This is a genomic window from Pseudomonas sp. MF08831 (assembly GCF_059862645.1).
In genome coordinates, this window is the sequence record NZ_JCBCUX010000005.1 from 53825 (window position 1) to 75733 (window position 21909).

The window sequence follows — 21909 nt, forward strand, 5'->3', positions numbered from 1 at the left end:
ACGTGCTGCTTTATCTTGAATATCTGCCAAGTCTGCTGGTGGCCATGGCGCGCATCTATCCCTGCGCGATCCTGGTGCCGGCGTTCTGTTTCCAGCATCTGCGCGGCATGCCCCGGCACGTGATCGTGATGGTCATGGCGTTCATTCCGGCTCCCGGCATCCATGCGGTACTGGCGGGCCAGGACTATTCGGCGCTGATGATCATCGGGCTGATGCTCAAGGAGGTCGCCCTGGGCTTTTTGCTGGGGGTCTTGTTGGCCATGCCTTTCTGGATGTTCGAGTCGGTTGGCGCGCTGCTGGATAACCAGCGTGGCGCCCTGGCGGGTGGCCAGCTCAACCCGTCATTGGGGCCGGATGCAACGCCTGTGGGGCATCTGTTCAAACAGCTGGTGATTTACTTGTTGATCGCAGTCCTGGGCCTGAGCGTGCTTACCCAAGTGATCTGGGACAGTTACCTGCTATGGCCGGCCACCGCTTGGGTGCCGCTGCCGGCAGTCAATGGTTTCAGTATTTTCCTGGGGCTGCTCGGCGATACCTTTACCCACATGATGCTCTACGCTGCGCCGTTCATTGCGGTGCTGATGTTTCTGGAGTTCGGTATCGCGCTATTGGGCGTCTACAGCCAGCAGCTGCAGGTGAGCACGCTAGCGCCGCCGGTCAAATGCCTGGCGGGTATCGGGATTCTGTTGCTGTACTTTGCGTTGCTGCAGGACCTGATCGTTGGGCGCTTGAATGTGCTTGGCGATCTTAAACAGTCACTCGGGCTGATGTTCCAGGTCTCGACGGCATGAGTGACTCCGGTGAAAAGAAGCACCCGGCCTCAGCCAAGAAACTGCGCGATCAACGCAAGAAAGGTCAGGTTTCCCAAAGCCAGGATGTCAGCAAGCTGCTGGCGCTGACGGCCATCAGCGAGGTTGCGTTGTTCACCGCCGAAACCAGTTTGCAGCGCTTTCAGCAACTGATGGTGTTGCCAATGTCGAGTATGGCTCAGCCGTTTACGCGGGCGCTGGAGACGGTGTTGTTTGAAGGGTTGATGATGTTTTTCGCGTTCGCCCTGTTGATGGCCGGATTGGCAATTGCCGCGAAGCTGATCAGCAGTTGGATGCAGTTCGGATTTCTGTTTGCTCCCGAGACCTTGAAGCTCGATTTCAATCGGATCAATCCCCTCAAGCAGCTCAAACAGATGTTTTCCGCGCAATCGGTCATGAACCTGTTGATGAGCATTACCAAGGCAGTGCTACTGGGCGTGATTTTGTACGTGGTGATCAAACCTTCTTTGGGCGCGCTGATTAACCTGGCCAGCAGTGACCTGCAAACCTACATCCTGGCGTTGATCATTCTGTTCCGTCACTTGTTGCATGCCTGCCTGGGGCTTTTGCTGGTGATGGCGCTTATCGACCTGGCGTTGCAAAAACACTTCTTCGCCAAGCGCATGCGCATGACCCAGGTCGAGGTCGTCAAAGAGTACAAAGACATGGAGGGTGACCCGCATGTGAAGGGGCAGCGCCGTTCATTGGCCCAGCAACTGGCCCAGGAGGAACCGAAGGTCAAGCTGCCCAAGCTGGAAGAGGCCGATATGCTGGTGGTCAACCCCACGCATTTTGCCGTGGCGCTGTACTACCGCCCGGGTGAGACGCCGCTGCCCATGCTGGTATGCAAAGGCACGGATGACGCGGCGCGCGAACTGATCCACCAGGCCAAGGCCGCTGAGGTGCCGGTGATTCAGTGCGTGTGGCTGGCGCGCACGCTCTACACGAACAAACTGGGCGCGAGCATCCCCCGCGACACCCTGCAGGCGGTGGCGCTGATCTATCGCACGTTGCGTGAGCTGGATGATGAAGCCAAGCGCGAAACCCTGGAGTTGCCGGCGCTGGAGGTGCGCTGATCAGCGCACCGAACCTGCGGAAGCCAGGGGCAGGTGAGCCGCCGCGCTGCTCACCTGACGGCCCGGCAACAGCCGGCGTTGATCGCGGAACACTCATCGTTCCAGCGAAATTGTCTGGTAATCCGCGCGCTCTCCCGAAGGGCCGGGCTCGACGCGCATCTGCGGCGGCCACCAGATTACCAACGTATCTTTGGTCGATTGCGGGCGTGAGCAGGAGTCGCCTTTGCACGTGGGAGCGCAGCCGGCGATGAGCAGCACGGTGCCGATCAGGGTGATGCACAACAGGTGGCGTTTCATGGGGCGACCTTCTTCTGAGTGGGAGTGATCAAGGACGGGCGGGGCACGCCGATGTGTTCATCCTTCACCACCGGGCGCATGGCGATAAAGACCTCGGCTTCTTCACCCGGTTTGAGCCAGGCACGTGGCCATACCGTGACGGCCAGGGTCTGCGAATTGCTGCACTCCTTTTCGTCGATACGCACATTGCGCTTGATCTGATTGCGCACCACCACCACCGCCACATTGAACTGCGGGCCGGCGTACCACTGGCTGCGCTCGGTGTTCATGGCCAGTAGATCGCGGGTGTTGCACAAGGTGTCCAGGCCCAATGGCATCGGTGCCGCCTTAAAGGCCAGGGGCACTTGCCCGGTCACCAGATTGGCCAGGGTGCTGGTGATGTCACTGCGCTTGATAACCGGCGGGTGTTCGGCGTAACGCCTGGCCAGGGGCTTGAGTGCGGCCTGCAGCTCCACTTGATCTTCCTGCGGCAAATACCGTGAAGGGTCCGCCTGATCGCCGATGACGCGTGGCGTCAGGATGAACAAACGCTCGCGGCGGTTGTTCTGGCGTTCGCTGGAGGAAAACAGCGCCTTGCCCAGCAACGGTATGTCGCCCAGCAGTGGAACCTTGTTGCGCTTGTCGGTGCTTTCGGTGACATGGAAACCACCGACCACCAGCGAGCGTTTTTCCGCCATTACTGCCTGGGTGCTGACATTGCCCCGACGCACGTCGGGGCCGATGCGATCCGGGTTGGATTCATCGAAGTTGCCGTCCTCGATATCCACCATGAGGTGCACCTGATGAGTGCCACGGGTGGTAATCACCCTGGGTATCACTTGCAGGCTGGTACCGACCGTTATCGGCAGGATCGTCGCGACCTCCGTGCCTGCGGTCAGGTATTGGGTGCGGTTGAAGTCAATGACCGAGGGCTGGTTTTCCAGGGTGAGCACCGAGGGGTTGGACACCATGGTTGCCAGGCCGCGCTGCTCCAGGGCGCGTATCTTGGCAAAGAAGCGGTCACGGTTTTCGATCGACAGCTGCGATGAACTCCCAGGGGCCATTCTCATGTCGCTGCTGAAATGGCTGTTGCCCCAGTTGACCCCGAATTCGCGCAGTTGAGAGCGCTCTATGTCGAGGATGATTGCGTCGATTTCCACCATTTTGCGCGCCACGTCGAGCTGGGTAATCAGCTCTCGGTACATGACCTGCCGTTCCGGGAGGTCGTAGATCAGGACGGCGTTGTTGCGCACGTCGGCCTCTACGCGGATTTTGCCTGCCGACACCGGAGCGCGCGGGGTGAGCGTGGCGCCAGAGGCCAACTGGCCTGGGTCCGCTGTCTGGCCGAACATTTGCCCGAGCATGGGATTGCTCAACCGCGCAAAGTTCGGCGTGATGGGCGAGGGCTGTGAGGCAAAGGGGCGCGGGGTAAGCGTCGACAGGGATGACGTCGCCCGCGGCTCCAATAAGCCCCGCAGCATGCTGGCAACGCCAGGGATGACTATTTTTTCGCCGCGGTAATCGATCTGGCGATCTCCCGCGTTGGCGAATTTCAGCGGGTAGCTGAGCACGCTTTGTTTTTCGTCGGGTGATTTACGCTGGCTGCTGAATTGCTTGATCTGTTCGATGTAGCGCTTGGGGCCAGAGACCAGCACCACCCCGTCATCGGGCAGTTCACCCCAGCCGAAACGACTGTCGAGCAAGCCGATATCGGTCAGGGCCCGCTTGAGGTCGGCGACGGTCTCGGAAGAAACCTCCAGGCGCGCGGACTCTTGCAGGTCCAGGGTGCTGATATAGAGGGTGTTGTTGTACAAGTACCATTGAAAACGGTGTTCAACGCCCAGCCTGTCGAGTAACGACTGCGGAGTATTGGCGCGTATCTTGCCATTTACGATGCCCTCCAGCAGACCGTCGACTTGCAGTTGCGTGCCAAACGTCTGGGCGAAGTCCTCCAGCACATCCCGCAGGGGCTTATGCTCGGCTTCATAGGCGTAGGCGGTGTTTTTCCATTCGGATGGGATGGCGGCGAGGGGGCTGTGCAGCGGCGCCAACAACAAGGGCAGCGCAAGCAAACAACGCCAGTGGGCGCGTTTTGCCAGAGCCGCGGGCGAGTTTAAACGCAAGCCAGTGTGCTTGTTGATCTTGCTATACATGACAGGTTCTCTGTTTCAGTGCGAAAGCGTCGTAATGAAGTGGGCCGAATTTGCGCCCAGCCGTTGTCAGGCGCGCCGTTGCGCTGCGCCAGGTGTCACGTTGGTTGAGAGGTACTTCAAGGGTTTGCTATCAAGTGGCGGGCATTGCACCCACCGGAGATGGCGTATGGCCCGAACCCGGGCGAGGGCTGACTTGCGGTTCAAGTCGCCGCCTGTTCTGTTCACGACCACCCAAGCCGTCAGTCAGCGTTTGCCACCAGCCACTAAACGACATTGATGGCCGATTTAACCGTTTCGTGCTTGTAACTGAGGTAGGTCGAACTCACGGCAAAGTTGTTAACCAGGGCGGACTTTTCTTCAATGAGTTGTTCGAAGAGTCGCGCGCTGTCTTCGCTTCTTTCGCTGTACGGAATGTCGGCGCTGATCTGGTCGAGGTTTTTTTCGGCTTGCGATTGCTGCCTGTAGAGACTGCTGAGTACGCGTGAGTCAGTATTCATGGCGTTATCTCCAGTGGGTGTGTATCCCTGTGTGGCGGCAGATTGCTCACCAGTTCCAACAACAGGCCTGTGTGGTTAAAAAGAACTGCGTTTACCCAGCAACGTTGTCACTTGATTTGGCCAAGGGTGGAATCGCCACCAGGTTGTCCAGGGCATGCGCCCAGTTGATGTGAAACCCGCCATCTTCCGTCTCAAGCAGCAGCGACTGGGCGGCGATCCCGTCTTCGACTCGAAGCGTCCAGGGCACGCTGCTGTGAAGATTGAGCCATAGCTCGACGTGTTCACGGTCCAGCGGATTGCACACCAGGTGCGCCTCAACGGTGGGCAGTTGAGCCTCCAGCAGTTTGTTGAGCAGTGTTGTGAGGCGTTGAACAGGCACAGTCTCCTCCAGCAGGGTTCGAATGGCCGCGCTGATGACTGAGCTGGCGACCTGTTCCAAACTTGCCAGCATTGCCTGGCGCTCTGACTCCCAGCGGTGCAGCTGGGCATTGGCGCGTTGCCAGAACTCATCACTGGCACTTTCGAGTATTTTTTCGCATTGCGCCTGGGCCTGGCTGATGCGCGTTTGTGCTTGAGTTTCTGCGTGTTCCAACAGCTGACGGGCCTGGGTGTATTCAGACAGCATTTCCCTGGGGATCAGGGCCGTGGGCAGTTCGTGGGCGGGGGTGTTCAGCTCAATCGTGTGGGCGCAAAACATGGTCGGGGTTCTCGCGAGGGGCGGGCGGCGCATCATCGACAGCGGTGGAGGTTGCGCGCCAGATCGTGGCTTTCCACAGGGTATCCAACCGGCCGTGTGTGTCTGCCAGTCGAGGATGCTGCTCTAACGTGAGCACCCTTGGGCGAGCAAAATTCAGGCGTAGCCGCTGCCAGACATTGGGCGCGACCCACGCGCGCAGGTAGTGCAATGGGTCGTCGACGTCCACCGCTGTTGAGCCCGTGGGCAGTGCCTTGGCCAGGCGCTGGCACCACAGCAGCTGCTCTTGATTCAACCGGCTGTCGTGGGGCGCGTTGTACACCTCATTAACCAGTGTCAGTGCGAGGTCGCGTTGTTGCGCGCTGCTCAATACCCATTGGAGGAGGGCTGGAGACGTGGGAGGGGCAAGCTCGGGCGCGATGTCGAACAGGCTGCTCACGCGGCGATGATAGGCGCGTGAAAGCGCTGCGGTTTCCACAAAACCCGTTTGCGTGAGCCAGTCGATGTGGGCGTTTTTCCAGGGGAAAGCCCACCATGTTACCCAGCTGAGGTCGTCACTCATGGGCGTGTGCCGGCGCGGTTTGCGGGGTGGGTGTGAAGACTTTTCTGCGGCGCCAGAACAGCCAGGCAATGCCTGCTGACAGAGCGATGATCAGCGGCGCAATCAGGCTGGCGCGCCAGAAACCAAGGTCTTGCTCGGGCACCAGAAAAGGGCCGAGGTAGGTCAGCTGTTGCTGCTCGGTGTAGGCGGTGGCCGGTACAAAAATGACGGTCAGTTTTGTCGTGTTGTCTATGGCCGAGGCCATGCCCGGGATGCTGCTGGCCACCAGTCTGCGCACGCGCGGATTGATATTGTCCGGGTCCAGTCGCGGGTCGTGCTTGATGAAAACCGAGGCGGACGCCGGCTGTACCGGCTCGCCTGGCGCGACGCGCTCAGGCAGTACCACATGCACACGCGCGACGATCACACCGTCTATGTTGGATAAGGTCGATTCCAGTTCCTGGGACAGCGCGTAGATGTAGCGTGCGCGCTCTTCCAGCGGGGTGGAGATGACGCCTTCCTTGCGAAAGATATCCCCCAGCGTCGAGCGGGCCGTTTTGGGCAGCCCCGCCGCATCCAGGGTACGCACAGCTCGGCTGATGTCACTTGCCTTGACCCGAACAGCGACCCCGTCTTTGCCGGGCACCTTCTGGGCCCGGATTTGCTTGTCTGCCAGCTCCGCGATGACTTCGTTGGCTTCCTGCTCAGAAATATTGCGATGAAGCTCTACGCTGTCACCGCAACCGGACAGCATCAACGCTAATGAAAACAAGAATGGGGCGGTTAGGCGGCGGTACATGCAGCTATCCCATGCTTGAAATTTTGTCGACGCCTTTCGCGACGGCGCCAATGACCTTGACGCGTGACATCACGTCGATGTGCGCTTCGGCGAGCGCCTGGGGGAACTCGTTCGCGTCCTTGGTCTTTTTGTTCAGGCTCGCGTCACGAAAGCCTTTGGATACGCGTCTGGATAAAGTGTCCGAGGCTGTCGCGTCCCACGACTGAGCAGGGGACGCCACGGCAGGCACGATGCCTTTAACGGGCTGCTCGGTCTGGCTGAGTTGGGCGTTGAAAAAGTTGATGTCAGACGCCCGGTTGATCGCGCCAGGCGCCTCGGCTTGAGGGAGAGTGCTGCTGTTTTCCGATTGCCCAGGGGTGGTGATGTACATGTGAATCTCCATCGAACGTATCGAGTGTTACGTGCGTCGTGACGATGAAAACCTCCTCGACCTGGGCAGAGGAGGTCGCGCTGACTTAAGCGAATCGCAAAGACTTAATGCGGCCCGCTTTCGCTGTAGTCAGTTCTTGTTCAGCAGTCTTCTTGGCCTCTTCGACGACTTTCCTTTCTTTATCTGCGTTGATTGCGTCCAGTTGCGCCTGGTTACCCGCGCTGGAACCACCAATACCTGAGATTGAGGACATAGATCACCTTCTTGATTTCAAATGAAGTCTGATAGCGAGTGTTAGCTACCGTCGCGTGTTGAGTGGCTGTGACGTCACCCACTTATAAGTGGTGCAAGGAAATAAAGCGTTCCAGTATTTATATGTTTAAAATTATTTCCAGTGCTGTTTGTTGAGAAGTCATTGTTGTAATGCTTGATGCTATGTATGCGCTAAAGTGCCCGAGGAGGTGCGAGTGGGTAAGTTTTGCCGCACTGCGTCAAGTGCACTGTTTCGGTTATAGGTCGAGTTGTTTGATTCGGTGGTAGAGCGTGCGTTTGGCGACGCCTAATTCAAATGCGGTGATATCGACGCAATGATCATTGCGCCGCAACGACTCTTCAATCAGTGCTTTTTCGATTTGTTGCAGGCGTTCCTTCAGGCTCAGCTTTCCGTCGTGCGGGTTGCTCATGGGCGTAGAGAACGGTGGCAGGCCCAGCACGAAGCGCTTGGCGGACGAACGTAATTCGCGAATATTGCCCAGCCAGGCGTGGCACAGCAGTTGTTGCAACAGCTGGCCGGGAACAGTCGGTACGGTGCATTTGAAGTGCTCGGCTTCTTCCCGGACCATCTTCATGAACAGCGGAATGATGCGCTCCCGCTGGTGGCGCAAGGCCGGAAGTTCGAGGCTGACCACATTCAGGCGAAAGTACAGGTCACGCCTGAAGGTGCCCAATTCGACCATGTGGTGCAGTGACTGTTGAGCCGAGGCAATAACGCGCATGTCCACCGGGATGAAGCGGGTTGAACCTAGACGCTCCACGCCCCGCGACTCCAGCACCCGCAGCAGTTTGGCCTGCAGGCTCAATGGCATGCTGTCGACCTCATCGAGGTACAAGGTGCCCAAATGAGCCGCCTCGACAAAGCCGGCCCGCGATTGCACGGCCCCGGTATAGGCGCCGCTGTTGACCCCGAACAATTGGCTCTCCGCGAGGCTTTCCGGGATAGCGGCGCAGTTCACGGCAATGAAGTTACCGCGCCGCCCCGACAAGCGATGGACCCGTTGGGCCAAAGTGTCTTTCCCGGTGCCGGTTTCACCGAGTAGCAGAATGTCGATATTGAGTGACGCTGTGCTGTTAAGGGTGTTTTCAATACCTGAGCTGTCACTGATTGAGATGTCCGTTTCAACTTCCCTATGGTAGGCATCCGACATCAAGTAAGTGCTCCATTATCACTGTGCATCATTCAGGCAACGGTCGACAGGCAAAGGCCAGCAGGTCGCGAATTATAGTTATTTTGTTGTGGTTCTGAAGTAGGAACTTACGCGCAAGACGTAGGAGAAATGAGATAGGTTTGGGGATTATTTTGCTGGGGTGTGTAGTTGGTAAAATGCCGAGGGTTAATAGGATAATTCTTAAGCGACAGGTTGTTCGGATGAGCGTCCATAAGTAGTTACCCACAAAAAAGCCGATGCAATGCATCGGCTTTTTTGTTTGCGGCAATTACCGCAAGGTTACTTATACGTTGAAACGGAAGTGCATCACGTCGCCATCTTTGACGATGTATTCCTTGCCTTCAAGACGCCACTTACCGGCTTCCTTGGTACCGGCTTCACCCTTGTACTGAATGAAGTCGTTGTAGGCGATGACTTCGGCACGGATAAAGCCTTTTTCGAAGTCGGTGTGGATCACGCCGGCAGCCTGTGGCGCGGTAGCGCCGACTTTGACGGTCCAGGCGCGGACTTCTTCGACACCGGCGGTGAAGTAAGTCTGCAAGTGCAGCATTTCGTAGCCGGCGCGGATCACACGGTTCAAGCCAGGCTCTTCCAGGCCCAGCGCCTCGAGGAACATGTCTTTTTCTTCGCCGTCATCCAGCTCGGCAATTTCGGCCTCGATCTTGTTGCACACCGGCACCACGATCGCGCCTTCTTCCTCGGCGATGGCCTTGACCACGTCGAGCAATGGGTTGTTCTCAAAGCCGTCTTCAGCGACGTTGGCGATGTACATCACCGGCTTGGTGGTCAGCAGGTGGAAGCCTTTGATCACCGCTTTTTCATCGGCATTCATGCTCTTCATCAGGCTGCGCGCTGGCTTGCCCAGGGTGAAGTGAGCGATCAATTGCTCCAGCAGGCCTTTCTGAACCACGGCATCCTTGTCGCCGCCCTTGGCGTTACGCGCGACTTTCTGCAGTTGTTTCTCGCAGCTGTCGAGGTCGGCGAAGATCAGTTCCAGGTCGATGATCTCGATGTCGCGTTTCGGGTCGACGCTGTTGGAGACGTGAATCACGTTCTCGTCTTCAAAGCAGCGGACCACGTGGGCGATGGCATCGGTTTCACGGATGTTGGCCAGGAACTTGTTGCCCAGGCCTTCACCTTTCGACGCGCCGGCCACCAGGCCTGCGATGTCGACGAATTCCATGGTGGTCGGCAGGATGCGCTTTGGATTGACGATAGCCGCCAACTCCTGCAGGCGCGGGTCCGGCATGGCCACGATACCGCTGTTGGGTTCGATGGTGCAGAAGGGGAAGTTCTCCGCCGCAATACCGGACTTGGTCAAGGCGTTGAACAGGGTGGATTTGCCGACGTTGGGCAGGCCGACGATGCCGCAATTGAATCCCATGGTGTTTCCCCTCGGTAAGAGTCAGGCCTTCTGGCTGTGCAGGTTTTTCATCGCACGGTTCCATTCACCGGCGAAGATATCCGGCAGCACGCCGAGGGCAAAGTCGATGCTGGCATCGAGTTTTTCCTGTTCGGCGCGTGGCGCACGACCCAGGACGAAATTTGAAACCATACTGGCAACGCCTGGGTGGCCAATGCCGAGCCGCAGACGGTAAAAATTATTCTGATTGCCCAGCTGCGCGATGATGTCGCGCAGGCCATTGTGCCCGCCATGCCCGCCGCCTAATTTGAGTTTGGCAACGCCGGGTGGCAGGTCCAGTTCGTCATGGGCCACCAGGATTTCTTCGGGTTTGATCCGGAAGAAGCCCGCAAGCGCCGCGACGGCTTGGCCGCTGCGGTTCATGTAGGTAGTGGGAATCAGCAGACGAACATCCTGACCTTGATGCGAAAAGCGTCCGGTCAGGCCAAAATATTTGCGATCGGCCACCAGGTTTACGCCTTGGGCGTGGGCGATACGCTCAACAAAAAGGGCCCCCGCGTTATGCCGGGTCTGTTCGTATTCGGCGCCTGGATTTCCCAGGCCAACGATCAGTTTAATGGCAGTCACGACAGGGGCCCTTCCTTTGGAGTTGTGGATAACATCGCCGCAACCTGCGTGCGGCGAAAGTGGACGACAAGAGATCATTTACTCAAGAGTAAACGCCGCGTTATCGCCCGCTTTCTCGCTACGTTTCGGTCCGCGATGTTTCCTCAAGCTCCGGCAATACAGAGTGAATTACTCTGCAGCGCCTTCTTCTTCAGCTTCTGGAGCAACGCGTGGAGCGTGAACGTTGGCAACAGCTTTGTCATCACCGTGAGCCAGTGCGACAAATTCAACGCCTTTAGGGGCCTTGAGGTCGGACAGGTGAACGATTGCGCCGATTTCCAGAGCCGACAGGTCGACTTCGATGAACTCAGGCAGGTCTTTCGGCAGGCAGGTCACTTCGATTTCGTTCAGGACGTGCGAGATCTCGCCGCCTTTCTTGACCGGAGCTTCTTCGCCAACGAAGTGCACTGGAACGATAGCGGTCAGTTTCTGACCGGCTACAACGCGTACAAAGTCAGCGTGCAGCACGTGGCCTTTGGCCGGGTGACGTTGCAGAGCTTTGATGATCACGTTTTGCTTGGTGCCGCCAACGTTCAGTTCGATAACGTGGCTGTAAGCAGCATCGTTTTCGAGCAGTTTGGCGATTTCTTTAGCCAGCATGCTGATGGATTCAGGGGCTTTTTCGCCACCGTAAACTACAGCTGGAACCAGGCTTGCGAGACGACGCAGGCGGCGGCTCGCACCTTTCCCCAGGTCGGAACGCAGTTCAGCATTCAAAGTAAAATCGTTCATGTTGTATCTCCAAAATAACCACATTCGCCCCAGCGTTTGCGACCAGCGCTAAAGGCGATATGGGCAAAAAAGCCCCGCCCCAACAGTATGCTGGGGCGGGGCGCTTTTCGTCAGGTTGATGTCGCTAAGGCGTGAACCTTAACGGAACATCGCGCTGATCGATTCTTCGTTGCTGATGCGGCGAACCGCCTCGGCAACTACCGGTGCGATATCCAATTGACGGATACGCGAACAGGCTTGAGCTGCTGCGGACAACGGGATGGTGTTAGTCACCACCAGTTCGTCCAGCATGGAGTTCTCGATGTTCTCGATTGCTCGGCCCGACAGCACAGGGTGTGTGCAGTAGGCGAAGACTTTTGCGGCACCGTGCTCTTTCAAGGCTTTCGCCGCGTGGCACAGTGTGCCGGCGGTGTCGACCATGTCATCAACCAGAATACAGGTACGCCCTTCGACATCACCGATGATATGCATCACTTCAGAGTGATTGGCTTTCTCACGGCGTTTGTCGATGATCCCGAGGTCAACGCCCAGGGATTTGGCAACAGCCCGTGCACGCACGACGCCACCAATGTCCGGGGACACGATCATCAGGTTTTCAAAGCGCTGGTCTTCGATGTCATCCACCAGTACTGGGGAGCCGTAGATGTTATCTACCGGGATATCGAAGAACCCTTGAATTTGGTCAGCGTGCAGGTCAACCGTGAGAACACGGTCGATGCCTACCACGGTCAGCATGTCAGCAACGACTTTCGCGCTGATAGCCACACGTGCGGAACGCGGACGGCGATCCTGACGGGCATAACCAAAGTAAGGGATTACAGCTGTGATTCGAGTCGCTGAGGAGCGGCGGAAGGCATCAGCCATCACGACGAGTTCCATCAGGTTATCGTTGGTCGGAGCGCAGGTCGGCTGAATAATGAAGACATCTTTACCGCGGACGTTTTCATTGATCTCGGCTGTAATTTCACCGTCGGAGAATTTACCGACAGAGATGTCACCGAGAGGGATATGCAGCTGACGTACGACACGTCGAGCCAGATCGGGGTTGGCATTCCCCGTAAAGACCATCATCTTGGACACGCGCAGTACCTAGAGGCTGAGGGTAACCTGGATGAGTATTAGAAAATGGCAGGGGCGGCTGGATTCGAACCAACGCATGGCAGGATCAAAACCTGCTGCCTTACCGCTTGGCGACGCCCCTGTATCTGTTGCAACGAGTACCCAGTACTCGGTTCCTTTAGAGCAGACTTTGCAGCTTGCGATGCAACATCGAAACGTTGCTTCCCTTTGCTACAAACCCTGTAAGGGTCTCTGTAAGAAGGGCCGAGACTTTATCAGCTTCAGCTTTGCTTGGGAAGCCCCCAAACACACAACTTCCAGTTCCGGTTAATTTTGCTTCGGTAAATTTACCTAACAAATTCAAAGCGTTACGTACCTCTGGATAACGCCTTGCTACAACCGGTAAGCAGTCATTTCGACTGTTTCCCTTGGGAACGGGGCGCACTTTAATGGGAGGAGAGTTACGTGTCAACAGTGGATCTGAAAAAATTTCTGCTGTACTTACAGATACTTGCGGAACAAGCACGACATACCACGGCTCTTCGGGGTATTCCGGGGTGAGTTTCTCCCCCACGCCCTCGGCAAAAGCGGCCTGCCCACGCACGAAAACCGGGACGTCAGCGCCCAGCGTCAGGCCCAGCGTAGCCAAGCGATCGTGGTCCCAACCCAGTTGCCACAAGTGATTGAGGCCGAGCAGCGTCGTCGCGGCATTTGAGCTGCCACCGCCGATGCCACCGCCCATGGGCAAAATTTTATCGATCCAGATGTCGATGCCCAGGGGGCAACCGGATTGTTCCTGAAGTTTTTTTGCGGCCTTCACAATCAGGTTGCTGTCGTGGGGCACGCCTGCGAATTCGGTGTGCAGCTGAATCACGCCATCATCGCGTACGGCGAAGGTCAGTTCATCGCCGTAGTCCAGAAATTGAAACAGCGTCTGCAGCTCGTGGTAGCCGTCTTCACGGCGACCCAGAATGTGCAGCATCAAGTTGAGTTTGGCGGGGGAGGGCAGCGTCAGCGTTGTAACAGTCACGTTTATTGCCCCAGCTTGCGCGGTTGCCAGTCCTTGATCACCAGTGTGACGTCAAGGTCGGTGCCATGCAGCTTGATGCGCTCGGGCAGCCAATAACCGCTCTGTTGCACGTAGCTGAGGTACTCCACCTGCCAGCCGTCTTGCTCCAGCGTGGCCAGCCGACTGTCGCCATTGAGGCTCAGGCGACTTTTGCTGTCCGGCGCGGGCAAACCGCGAACCCACCACACCAGGTGCGAAACGGGCAGCTTCCAGCCTATTTGCTGCTCCAGCAATTCTTCCGGCGACGCCGCTTCATAGCGTCCCTGGTTGGCCACTTCCAGGCTGACTTGCCCCGGGCGTCCCGTCAGGCGAGCCGCGCCGCGGCCCAGTGGGCCGGACAGGCGAATATCGTAATAGTCCTGGCGCTGCAGCCAGTACAACGTGCCGCTGCCGGAATCTTTTGGCGCGCGAACCCCGACCTTGCCTTCGATCTGCCAGCCATCAATGCTGCTGAGCTGATCCTTGTGTTGTTTCCATTGCGCCGGGTTGCCCTGGCCTTCAACGGATTCGCGAGCGCCGAAACCCGCGCAACCGGCGAGCAGGGCGATGAAGCTGAAAACAATTACGTGGCGCAAGAACATAAGCTTAAAGGGTCTCGGATCCGGTCAGGCGCTTGATGGTGCCGCGCAGGATGGGGCTTTCGGGTTGTTCCTTGAGGAATTTTTCCCAGATTTGTCGCGCTTCGCGCTGCTTGCCATTGGCCCACAGCACTTCGCCAAGGTGGGCGGCCACTTCCTGGTCGGGGAAGCGTTCCAGTGCCTGGCGCAGCAAGCGTTCGGCTTCGTCCAGGTTGCCCAGGCGGTAATTGACCCAGCCCAGGCTGTCGAGTACGGCCGGGTCTTCCGGGTTGAGCTTGTGGGCTTGCTCGATCAGCACCTTGGCTTCGGCGTAGCGCGTCGTACGGTCGGACAAGGTGTAACCCAGGGCGTTCAGCGCCATGGCGTTGTCCGGGTCACGCTTGATGATCAGGCGCAGGTCTTTTTCCATCTGCGCCAAGTCATTGCGTTTTTCCGCCTGCATGGCGCGGGTATACAGCAGATTCAAATCGTCGGGGTATTGCAACAAGGCCTGTTGCAGCAGCTTCCAGGCGCGTTCGCCCTGCTTGTTGGCCGACAAGGTTTCGGCCTGGATCAGGTACAGCTGGATCGCGTAGTCCGGTTCGGCATCGCGCGCTGCGGCCAGGCGTTTTTCCGCCTCGTCGGTGCGGCCGTTGCTCATCAGGATGTCAGCTTGGCGCAATTGGGCCGGCAGGTAGTCGTTGCCAGGGCCGACCTGAGCGTACTCAAGCAGGGCCGCCTGCGGGTCGTTGCGCTCTTCAGCGATACGGCCGAGGTTCAGGTGCGCCGAATCCACATGGCTTTCGCGTTGGATCAGTTCTTCCAGATAGCCCTTGGCCTCGTCCCAGGCCTTGGCCTCCAGGCACACCAGTGCCAGGGAGTAGCGCAATTCATCGTCGTCCGGGTATTGCTGGACCAGATTGGCGAACTGCACTTTGGCGTCTTCCATGCGGTCCTGCTCAACCAGCGTGCGCGCATAAGTCAGGCGCAGGCGCTTGTCGTCCGGATACTTCTTGATGCTCTTTTCCAGCAGAGGAATCGCTTCCTTGCCGCGATTGAGGTTCTGCAGCAAGCGCGCACGCAGCAAAATCGGTGCGATCTCGCCGTCTTCCGGCGGGTTCTGCTCCAACAGCTTGAGTGCGGCGTCGGCTTCATCGTCCTGTTGCAGCAGCAACGCCTTGCCGAAAATCAGCTGGCTGTTTTTCGGGTGCTTTTGCAGCAGGCGGTCGAAACTCTTCATCAGGCCATTGCGCGTGTCCTGGTCGGTGTCGGCAGCCGACAGCGCGAGGAAGTCGAAATGCGTGTCGCCCTTGCCCAGCAGGACTTTCTCCATATAGACCATGGAGTCGTCATAGCGCCCCGCGCGCGCCAGTTGAATGGCCGCGGCCCGCTGCGCTTCCAGGTCGTCCGGTGCGTTTCTCGCCCAGATCAGCGAGGTGTCCAGCGCAGCCTGGTCAGCGCCCAGGTATTCGGCGATGCGAAACGCACGCTCCGAAATACCCGGATCCTGAGTGTTGATGGCCTGGGTCACGTAGTTATCCAGGGCAATATCGAAACGATTGCGCTGGCCGGCGAGTTCGGCGGTCAGCAGGCTGTAGATCGTTTCTTCATTGAACGAGGAATAAACCTTGGGCTTTTCAGGGGCGGGGGTGCTGTCTTCAACCGGCGGCGTACCGTCCGGCGACACGGGTGCCAAGGCCTGGCAGCCGCTGAGGAAGACAAAAGCAAGGAGCAACGCGGAAGATCTATTCATATAGGAAGAGGACGACTAACCTGCGGTCGGATCATCATGACACAAGCCTTCGGCCAAACATAACCGAGTCTCAGTTGGCGCCTTTATAGACACAAGGCATTAGGACAATAGCCTACGGTGGTTGTTCTGAATCATTCGAAGTAGGACAATTGTCGGCTTCCCGACATCATCAGCGATATTGAATGGCCTTCCTCGCACTCGGTATTAACCACAAGACTGCTTCCGTAGACGTGCGCGAGCGCGTGGCGTTTACGCCAGAGCAGTTGGTTGAGGCCTTGCAGCAGCTCTGCCGGCTCACCGACAGCCGCGAAGCTGCGATCCTTTCGACCTGCAATCGCAGTGAGCTTTATATAGAGCAGGAACATCTTTCAGCGGATGGGGTGCTGCGCTGGCTGGCCGATTATCACCATTTAAGCCTCGATGACCTGCGCGCCAGTGCGTATGTGCACGAAGAGGATGCGGCAGTTCGTCACATGATGCGCGTCGCCTCAGGGCTCGACTCGCTGGTGTTGGGCGAACCGCAGATCCTTGGCCAGATGAAATCTGCCTATGCCGTGGCCCGCGAGGCCGGCACCGTGGGGCCACTGTTGGGGCGGCTGTTCCAGGCCACCTTCAACTCGGCCAAGCAGGTGCGCACCGACACCGCCATCGGTGAAAACCCGGTGTCCGTGGCGTTTGCCGCCGTCAGCCTGGCCAAACAAATTTTCAGCGACTTGCAGCGCAGCCAGGCCCTGCTGATCGGCGCCGGGGAAACCATTACCCTGGTGGCGCGTCATCTGCACGACCTGGGTGTAAAGCGCATTGTGGTCGCCAACCGAACCCTGGAACGCGCGAGCATTCTTGCCGAGCAGTTTGGCGCCCATGCGGTGCTGCTGTCGGATATCCCGGCTGAACTGGTGCGCAGCGATATCGTCATCAGCTCCACCGCCAGTCAGTTGCCGATTCTTGGCAAAGGCGCGGTCGAGAGCGCGCTGAAGCTGCGCAAGCACAAACCGATCTTCATGGTGGATATCGCCGTTCCCCGCGATATCGAGCCGGAAGTCGGCGAGTTGGACGACGTTTACCTTTACAGCGTCGACGATCTGCACGAAGTGGTTGCCGAAAACCTCAAGAGTCGCCAGGGCGCCGCCCAGGCCGCCGAGGAAATGGTCAGCACCGGCGCTGAAGACTTCATGGTACGCCTGCGCGAACTGGCAGCGGTCGACGTGCTCAAGGCGTATCGTCAGCAGGGCGAACGCCTGCGTGACGAGGAATTGGTCAAGGCCCAGCGTCTGCTGGCCAACGGCAGCAGCGCCGAAGAGGTGCTGATGCAACTGGCGCGTGGCTTGACCAACAAGTTGCTTCACGCTCCCAGCGTTCAGTTGAAAAAGCTTACCGCCGAAGGCCGCCTCGATGCGCTGGCCATGGCCCAGGAACTCTTTGCCCTCGGTGAGGGCGCGTCAGATAGCTCTTCGGATAAAAAACCGCAATGAAAGCGTCACTGCTCAATAAACTGGACGTGCTCCAGGACCGTTTCGAAGAACTGACCGCCTTGCTCGGCGATGGCGAGGTCATCTCCGATCAGGCCAAGTTCCGCGCCTATTCCAAGGAATACGCCGAAGTTGAGCCCATTGTGGCCACCTACAAACACCTGATGAAAGTGCAGGCCGACCTCGAAGGCGCCCAGGCGCTGCTCAAGGACAGCGACCCGGACATGCGCGAAATGGCCGTTGAAGAAGTCCGTGAGGCCAAGGAAAAGCTGGCCGAGCTGGAAGGCGACCTGCAGCGCATGCTGCTGCCCAAGGACCCCAACGACGGGCGCAACGTGTTCCTCGAAATCCGCGCCGGCACCGGTGGCGACGAGGCGGCGATCTTCTCTGGCGACCTGTTCCGCATGTACTCGCGCTACGCCGAGCGCCGTGGCTGGCGCGTCGAGATCCTGTCCGAAAACGAAGGCGAACACGGTGGCTATAAAGAAGTCATCGCCCGGGTTGAAGGCGACAACGTCTACGGCAAACTGAAATTTGAATCCGGCGCGCACCGCGTGCAGCGGGTTCCGGCAACGGAGTCCCAAGGCCGTATCCACACCTCGGCGTGCACCGTGGCCGTGTTGCCCGAGCCGGACGAGCAGGAAGCCATCGAGATCAATCCGGCGGATTTGCGTGTCGACACCTACCGCTCATCGGGCGCTGGTGGTCAGCACGTCAACAAGACCGACTCGGCGATCCGCATCACGCACTTGCCGTCGGGCATTGTGGTGGAGTGCCAGGAAGAGCGTTCCCAGCACAAGAACCGTGCGCGGGCCATGTCCTGGCTGTCGGCCAAGCTCAACGACCAGCAGACCAGCGCCGCCGCCAACGCGATTGCCAGCGAGCGCAAATTGCTGGTGGGTTCGGGCGACCGCTCCGAGCGCATCCGTACCTACAACTTTGCCCAGGGCCGGGTCACCGACCACCGGGTCAACCTCACGCTTTACTCCCTCGACGAGATTCTCGCCGGCGGTGTGGATGCGGTAATCGAACCGTTGCTCGCCGAATACCAGGCCGACCAATTGGCGGCGATAGGTGAATAAATGACCATCATTGCCAGCCTGCTGCGCGCCGCCGACCTGCCCGACTCGCCCACTGCGCGGTTGGATGTGGAGTTGTTGTTGGCCGCAGCCTTGGGTAAATCGCGCAGCTACCTGCACACCTGGCCGGAAAAAATCGTCAGCAGCGAACATGCGCTGACCTTTGCTGACTATTTGCAACGTCGTCGGGCCGGTGAGCCGGTGGCGTATATCCTCGGCCAGCAAGGCTTCTGGAAGCTGGACCTGGAGGTCGCGCCTCACACGCTGATCCCGCGTCCGGAAACCGAGCTGCTGGTGGAGGCCGCGCTGGAACTGTTGCCCGCCACGCCTGCCAGGGTTCTGGACCTGGGCACCGGCAGCGGCGCCATCGCCCTGGCCCTGGCCAGCGAACGTCCGGCCTGGCAGGTTACGGCGGTCGACCGCGTGCTCGAAGCCGTGGCCCTGGCTGAACGCAATCGCCAGCGCCTGCACCTGAAAAACGCCACGGTGTTGAGCAGCCATTGGTTCAGCGCCCTGCAAGGCCAAACCTTCGACCTGATCATCAGCAACCCGCCGTACATTGCCGATAACGATCCCCATCTGGTGGCCGGCGACGTGCGGTTTGAACCGGCCAGCGCGCTGGTGGCGGGGCATGATGGCCTGGATGACTTGCGGTTGATCATTGCCCAATCTCCAGCCCACTTGAATGCGGCTGGCTGGCTGTTACTCGAACATGGCTACGATCAGGCGGCGGCCGTACGTGATCTGTTGCTTGGCGCAGGCTTTGAAGAGGTACACAGCCGCCTTGACCTCGGCGGCCACGAGCGCATCACCCTGGGACGCCGGCCGTGCTGACCGATCAGGAGCTATTGCGCTATAGCCGACAGATTCTGTTGCAACATGTCGACATCGAAGGCCAATTGCGCCTCAAAAACGCCCGCGCCCTGATTGTCGGCCTGGGCGGTTTGGGCGCGCCTGTCGCGCTGTACCTCGCCGCTGCCGGTGTGGGCGAGCTGCACCTGGCCGACTTCGACACCGTCGACCTGACCAACCTGCAACGCCAGATCATCCACGACACCGACAGCGTCGGGCAGACCAAGGTCGATTCGGCCCTGCGTCGTCTTGCGGCGATCAACCCTGAAGTCAAACTGCGTGCTCACCGCGCAGCGCTGGATGCCGATTCACTGGCCGCGGCAGTAGCGGCGGTGGACGTGGTACTCGATTGCAGCGACAACTTTTCCACCCGTGAAGCGGTGAACGCTGCCTGTGTTGCTGCCGCCAAGCCATTGATCAGCGGCGCAGCGATTCGCCTCGAAGGGCAGTTGTCGGTGTTCGACCCGCGTCGCGCCGACAGCCCCTGCTACCACTGTTTGTACGGGCACGGCAGCGACACTGAACTGACCTGCAGCGAAGCCGGCGTCGTCGGTCCGTTGGTTGGCGTGGTCGGCAGCCTGCAAGCCCTGGAAGCCTTGAAATTGCTGGCCGGTTTCGGTGAGCCGTTGGTGGGCCGCTTGTTGCTGATTGATGCGTTGACCACGCGGTTTCGCGAATTGCGCGTCAAGCGCGACCCCGGTTGCAGTGTCTGCGGGACGCAGCATGGTTAAGAGCGCGCCCATCGGTGTGTTCGATTCCGGCATCGGCGGCTTGACCGTGCTGGACGAAATTCAGCAGTTATTGCCCCATGAAACGCTGCTGTACGTGGCTGATTGCGGGCATATCCCCTACGGCGAGAAAACCCCGGCATTCATTCTTGAACGCTCCCGGCGTGTCGCCGAATTTTTCCGCGAGCAAGGCGCCAAGGCGTTTGTGATTGCCTGCAACACGGCGACCGTCGCCGCCGTCGCCGATTTGCGCGAGGACTATCCGGACTGGCCTCTGGTAGGCATGGAGCCCGCCGTCAAACCCGCCGCCGCCGCCACTCGCAGCGGCGTGGTCGGTGTACTCGCCACCACCGGCACCCTGCAAAGTGCCAAGTTCGCCGCTTTGCTTGATCGCTTCGCCACCGACGTGCGTGTGATCACCCAGCCGTGCCCGGGCCTGGTGGAGTTGATTGAAAGCGGCGACCTCGACAGCCCCGAGCTGCGCCAGATGTTGCGCGGCTATGTCGAACCGCTGCTCAGCGCCGGTTGTGACACGATTATCCTGGGCTGCACCCACTATCCCTTCCTCAAGCCGCTTCTGGCGCAGATGCTTCCCCAAAGCATCATCCTGATCGATACCGGCGCTGCCGTGGCACGCCAGCTCAAGCGTTTGCTGGGCGAGCGTGACCTGTTGGCCAGCGGCAACCCTGAGCGGGCCCGGTTCTGGACGAGCGGTAATGTCGATCATTTAAGAAATATCCTACCGACACTATGGAAGCATCCCGGAGTTGTGCGAAGCTTCGACGCGTGAAAAATTCGTGAAATACCGGGGTTAGACGCTGAACTTCTGGCTATGCGCGCGCTTCTATAGCGAGTTAGCTTGTACAAAACCATACAACTTCGTTCTCAAGGACTGTTTCTTATGAAGCGCTTGTTCTGTTTGGCTGCGATTGCGGCCGCCGTGGTAGGACACTCTGTTTCGGCCCAGGCCGCTGGCCTGGAATTTGGTGTGGGGAGCACCAGCGATTCGACCATGACCTATCGGTTGGGGCTGACATCGGATTGGGATAAAAGCTGGTGGCAGAGCGATACCGGCCGGCTGACCGGCTACTGGAGCGGCGCTTACACCTATTGGGAAGGCGACAAACGTGCAGGCGCCAGCAGCCTGTCGTTCTCGCCAGTGTTTGTGTATGAGTTTGCCGGGGCATCGGTAAAACCTTACATCGAGGCCGGCATCGGGGTGGCGGCATTCTCGCGCACGCGCCTTGAAGACAACAACATCGGCCAGTCCTTCCAGTTTGAGGACCGCCTGGGCTTTGGTTTGCGTTTTACCGGTGGGCATGAGGTGGGCATTCGTGCCACGCACTATTCCAACGCGGGCATCAGCAGCAATAACGACGGCGTAGAAAGCTACGCGTTGCACTACACCATGCCGCTGTAAACCAGCGCAGTTTTCCAGAACCCTGCAAAACCAAATGCGGGAGCGGGCTTGTTCACGAAGGGTGGGTGTCAGTCACTGAATAATTGACTGATACACCGCCTTCGCGAGCAAGCCCGCTCCCACATTTAATCCTCGTAACGTTCAGCGCTAGCGATACGCCGTCGCAATTCCTTCACGCTCGGTCAGGCATTCCGGCGCACCCATCTCGAACTCCCGGCAGATCAGCGGCCGTCGCTCGTAAATCGTGCACATCATGGTGTCCCGGTCCAGCGCCGCACACCAGCCATCATCCAGACGCAGCATCACTTCGCCGCCCCAGTCGTCGGTATCGATATAGCGCTCCGGCACGCCGGTGTCGGTGATCAGCATCACTTCCAATTGGCAGCAGCAGGCCGCGCACGTCGAGCAAGTGACGGCGGGTTCGGTGATTTGAGTGTGGGGGATGTTGGTCATAGGCGCGCAGTGTAAGGCAAGCGTGTCAGGTAGGTGTAAAAGCTCTGAC

Annotated in this window: 25 protein-coding genes and 1 tRNA gene; 8 read left to right on the plus strand and 18 right to left on the minus strand. The window is 58.8% G+C overall.

The window, feature by feature from the left end:
- The first annotated feature begins 2 nt into the window (after positions 1-2).
- Positions 3-791 (plus strand): type III secretion system export apparatus subunit SctT, encoded by a 789-nt coding sequence (gene sctT / locus AC19YS_RS11975; RefSeq protein WP_500602032.1) that lies wholly within the window; start codon positions 3-5, stop codon positions 789-791.
- Complete coding sequence (sctU, locus tag AC19YS_RS11980; RefSeq protein WP_500601792.1) at positions 788-1885, plus strand: type III secretion system export apparatus subunit SctU; 1098 nt, start codon at positions 788-790, stop codon at positions 1883-1885. The genes sctT and sctU overlap by 4 nt, the downstream gene beginning before the upstream one ends.
- Positions 1886-1978: 93 nt before the next feature.
- Here the strand turns inward: sctU and hrpT are convergent, their stop codons facing one another.
- The 17 genes from hrpT to AC19YS_RS12065 form a co-directional block, all read right to left on the minus strand.
- Entirely contained in the window at positions 1979-2182 is a 204-nt protein-coding gene (gene hrpT, locus AC19YS_RS11985) for an HrpT family type III secretion system protein (protein WP_119736448.1), read from the minus strand.
- Positions 2179-4314 (minus strand): type III secretion system outer membrane ring subunit SctC, encoded by a 2136-nt coding sequence (gene sctC, locus AC19YS_RS11990; protein ID WP_367242524.1) that lies wholly within the window; start codon positions 4312-4314, stop codon positions 2179-2181. Before sctC ends, hrpT begins: the two co-directional genes overlap by 4 nt.
- A gap of 263 nt (positions 4315-4577) precedes the next feature.
- A complete protein-coding gene (locus AC19YS_RS11995; RefSeq protein WP_200624324.1) occupies positions 4578-4811 on the minus strand; it encodes a hypothetical protein in 234 nt (77 codons plus the stop codon).
- Between the two features lie 91 nt (positions 4812-4902).
- Entirely contained in the window at positions 4903-5508 is a 606-nt protein-coding gene (gene sctL, locus AC19YS_RS12000) for a type III secretion system stator protein SctL (RefSeq protein WP_500601795.1), read from the minus strand.
- Positions 5486-6067, minus strand: coding sequence for a type III secretion protein (locus tag AC19YS_RS12005; RefSeq protein ID WP_500601797.1), 582 nt, complete (start codon positions 6065-6067; stop codon positions 5486-5488). The genes sctL and AC19YS_RS12005 overlap by 23 nt, the downstream gene beginning before the upstream one ends.
- Positions 6060-6845 (minus strand): type III secretion system inner membrane ring lipoprotein SctJ, encoded by a 786-nt coding sequence (gene sctJ / locus AC19YS_RS12010; RefSeq protein ID WP_124416385.1) that lies wholly within the window; start codon positions 6843-6845, stop codon positions 6060-6062. The genes AC19YS_RS12005 and sctJ overlap by 8 nt, the downstream gene beginning before the upstream one ends.
- A 4-nt stretch (positions 6846-6849) precedes the next feature.
- On the minus strand, positions 6850-7215 hold the full coding sequence (locus AC19YS_RS12015; RefSeq protein WP_500601799.1) for a hypothetical protein: 366 nt from the start codon (positions 7213-7215) through the stop codon (positions 6850-6852).
- Positions 7216-7300: 85 nt separating this feature from the next.
- Positions 7301-7468 (minus strand): hypothetical protein, encoded by a 168-nt coding sequence (locus AC19YS_RS12020; RefSeq protein WP_157986803.1) that lies wholly within the window; start codon positions 7466-7468, stop codon positions 7301-7303.
- A 256-nt stretch (positions 7469-7724) separates the two neighbouring features.
- Positions 7725-8639, minus strand: coding sequence for a sigma 54-interacting transcriptional regulator (locus AC19YS_RS12025; protein ID WP_500601801.1), 915 nt, complete (start codon positions 8637-8639; stop codon positions 7725-7727).
- Between the two features lie 304 nt (positions 8640-8943).
- Positions 8944-10044, minus strand: coding sequence for a redox-regulated ATPase YchF (gene ychF / locus AC19YS_RS12030; RefSeq protein WP_101266309.1), 1101 nt, complete (start codon positions 10042-10044; stop codon positions 8944-8946).
- A 21-nt stretch (positions 10045-10065) separates the two neighbouring features.
- Positions 10066-10650 (minus strand): aminoacyl-tRNA hydrolase, encoded by a 585-nt coding sequence (gene pth / locus AC19YS_RS12035; protein ID WP_010213318.1) that lies wholly within the window; start codon positions 10648-10650, stop codon positions 10066-10068.
- A 168-nt stretch (positions 10651-10818) separates the two neighbouring features.
- Entirely contained in the window at positions 10819-11421 is a 603-nt protein-coding gene (locus AC19YS_RS12040; protein WP_106578554.1) for a 50S ribosomal protein L25/general stress protein Ctc, read from the minus strand.
- Between the two features lie 138 nt (positions 11422-11559).
- Positions 11560-12501 carry a ribose-phosphate pyrophosphokinase gene (locus AC19YS_RS12045; RefSeq protein ID WP_003208392.1) on the minus strand — a complete coding sequence of 314 codons (942 nt, stop codon included), beginning with the start codon at positions 12499-12501 and terminating at the stop codon, positions 11560-11562.
- A gap of 46 nt (positions 12502-12547) precedes the next feature.
- Positions 12548-12622, minus strand: a tRNA-Gln gene (locus AC19YS_RS12050).
- Positions 12623-12658: 36 nt separating this feature from the next.
- Entirely contained in the window at positions 12659-13462 is an 804-nt protein-coding gene (gene ispE, locus AC19YS_RS12055) for a 4-(cytidine 5'-diphospho)-2-C-methyl-D-erythritol kinase (protein WP_367242561.1), read from the minus strand.
- 50 nt (positions 13463-13512) lie between these two features.
- Entirely contained in the window at positions 13513-14130 is a 618-nt protein-coding gene (gene lolB / locus AC19YS_RS12060; protein WP_500601803.1) for a lipoprotein insertase outer membrane protein LolB, read from the minus strand.
- A 4-nt stretch (positions 14131-14134) separates the two neighbouring features.
- On the minus strand, positions 14135-15859 hold the full coding sequence (locus AC19YS_RS12065) for a tetratricopeptide repeat protein (protein ID WP_106578557.1): 1725 nt from the start codon (positions 15857-15859) through the stop codon (positions 14135-14137).
- A gap of 182 nt (positions 15860-16041) precedes the next feature.
- On the opposite strand from AC19YS_RS12065, the gene hemA reads away from it, so the two are divergent.
- The 6 genes from hemA to AC19YS_RS12095 all read left to right on the plus strand — a co-directional run bounded on the left by hemA (position 16042) and on the right by AC19YS_RS12095 (position 21407).
- Complete coding sequence (gene hemA, locus AC19YS_RS12070; protein ID WP_169368177.1) at positions 16042-17331, plus strand: glutamyl-tRNA reductase; 1290 nt, start codon at positions 16042-16044, stop codon at positions 17329-17331.
- Positions 17328-18410 (plus strand): peptide chain release factor 1, encoded by a 1083-nt coding sequence (gene prfA, locus AC19YS_RS12075; protein WP_169368178.1) that lies wholly within the window; start codon positions 17328-17330, stop codon positions 18408-18410. The genes hemA and prfA overlap by 4 nt, the downstream gene beginning before the upstream one ends.
- Complete coding sequence (gene prmC, locus AC19YS_RS12080; RefSeq protein WP_500601804.1) at positions 18411-19241, plus strand: peptide chain release factor N(5)-glutamine methyltransferase; 831 nt, start codon at positions 18411-18413, stop codon at positions 19239-19241.
- Positions 19235-19990: a molybdopterin-synthase adenylyltransferase MoeB gene (moeB, locus tag AC19YS_RS12085; RefSeq protein ID WP_214247702.1), complete on the plus strand. Its 756-nt coding sequence runs from the start codon at positions 19235-19237 to the stop codon at positions 19988-19990. Before prmC ends, moeB begins: the two co-directional genes overlap by 7 nt.
- Complete coding sequence (murI, locus tag AC19YS_RS12090) at positions 19983-20777, plus strand: glutamate racemase (RefSeq protein WP_500601806.1); 795 nt, start codon at positions 19983-19985, stop codon at positions 20775-20777. The genes moeB and murI overlap by 8 nt, the downstream gene beginning before the upstream one ends.
- A gap of 111 nt (positions 20778-20888) precedes the next feature.
- Positions 20889-21407 carry an acyloxyacyl hydrolase gene (locus AC19YS_RS12095; RefSeq protein ID WP_106578563.1) on the plus strand — a complete coding sequence of 173 codons (519 nt, stop codon included), beginning with the start codon at positions 20889-20891 and terminating at the stop codon, positions 21405-21407.
- Positions 21408-21554: 147 nt separating this feature from the next.
- Here the strand turns inward: AC19YS_RS12095 and AC19YS_RS12100 are convergent, their stop codons facing one another.
- The gene (locus AC19YS_RS12100; protein ID WP_016977069.1) at positions 21555-21860 is read right to left on the minus strand and encodes a YkgJ family cysteine cluster protein; all 306 of its coding nucleotides are present in this window, start codon (positions 21858-21860) and stop codon (positions 21555-21557) included.
- Between the last annotated feature and the right edge of the window lie 49 nt (positions 21861-21909).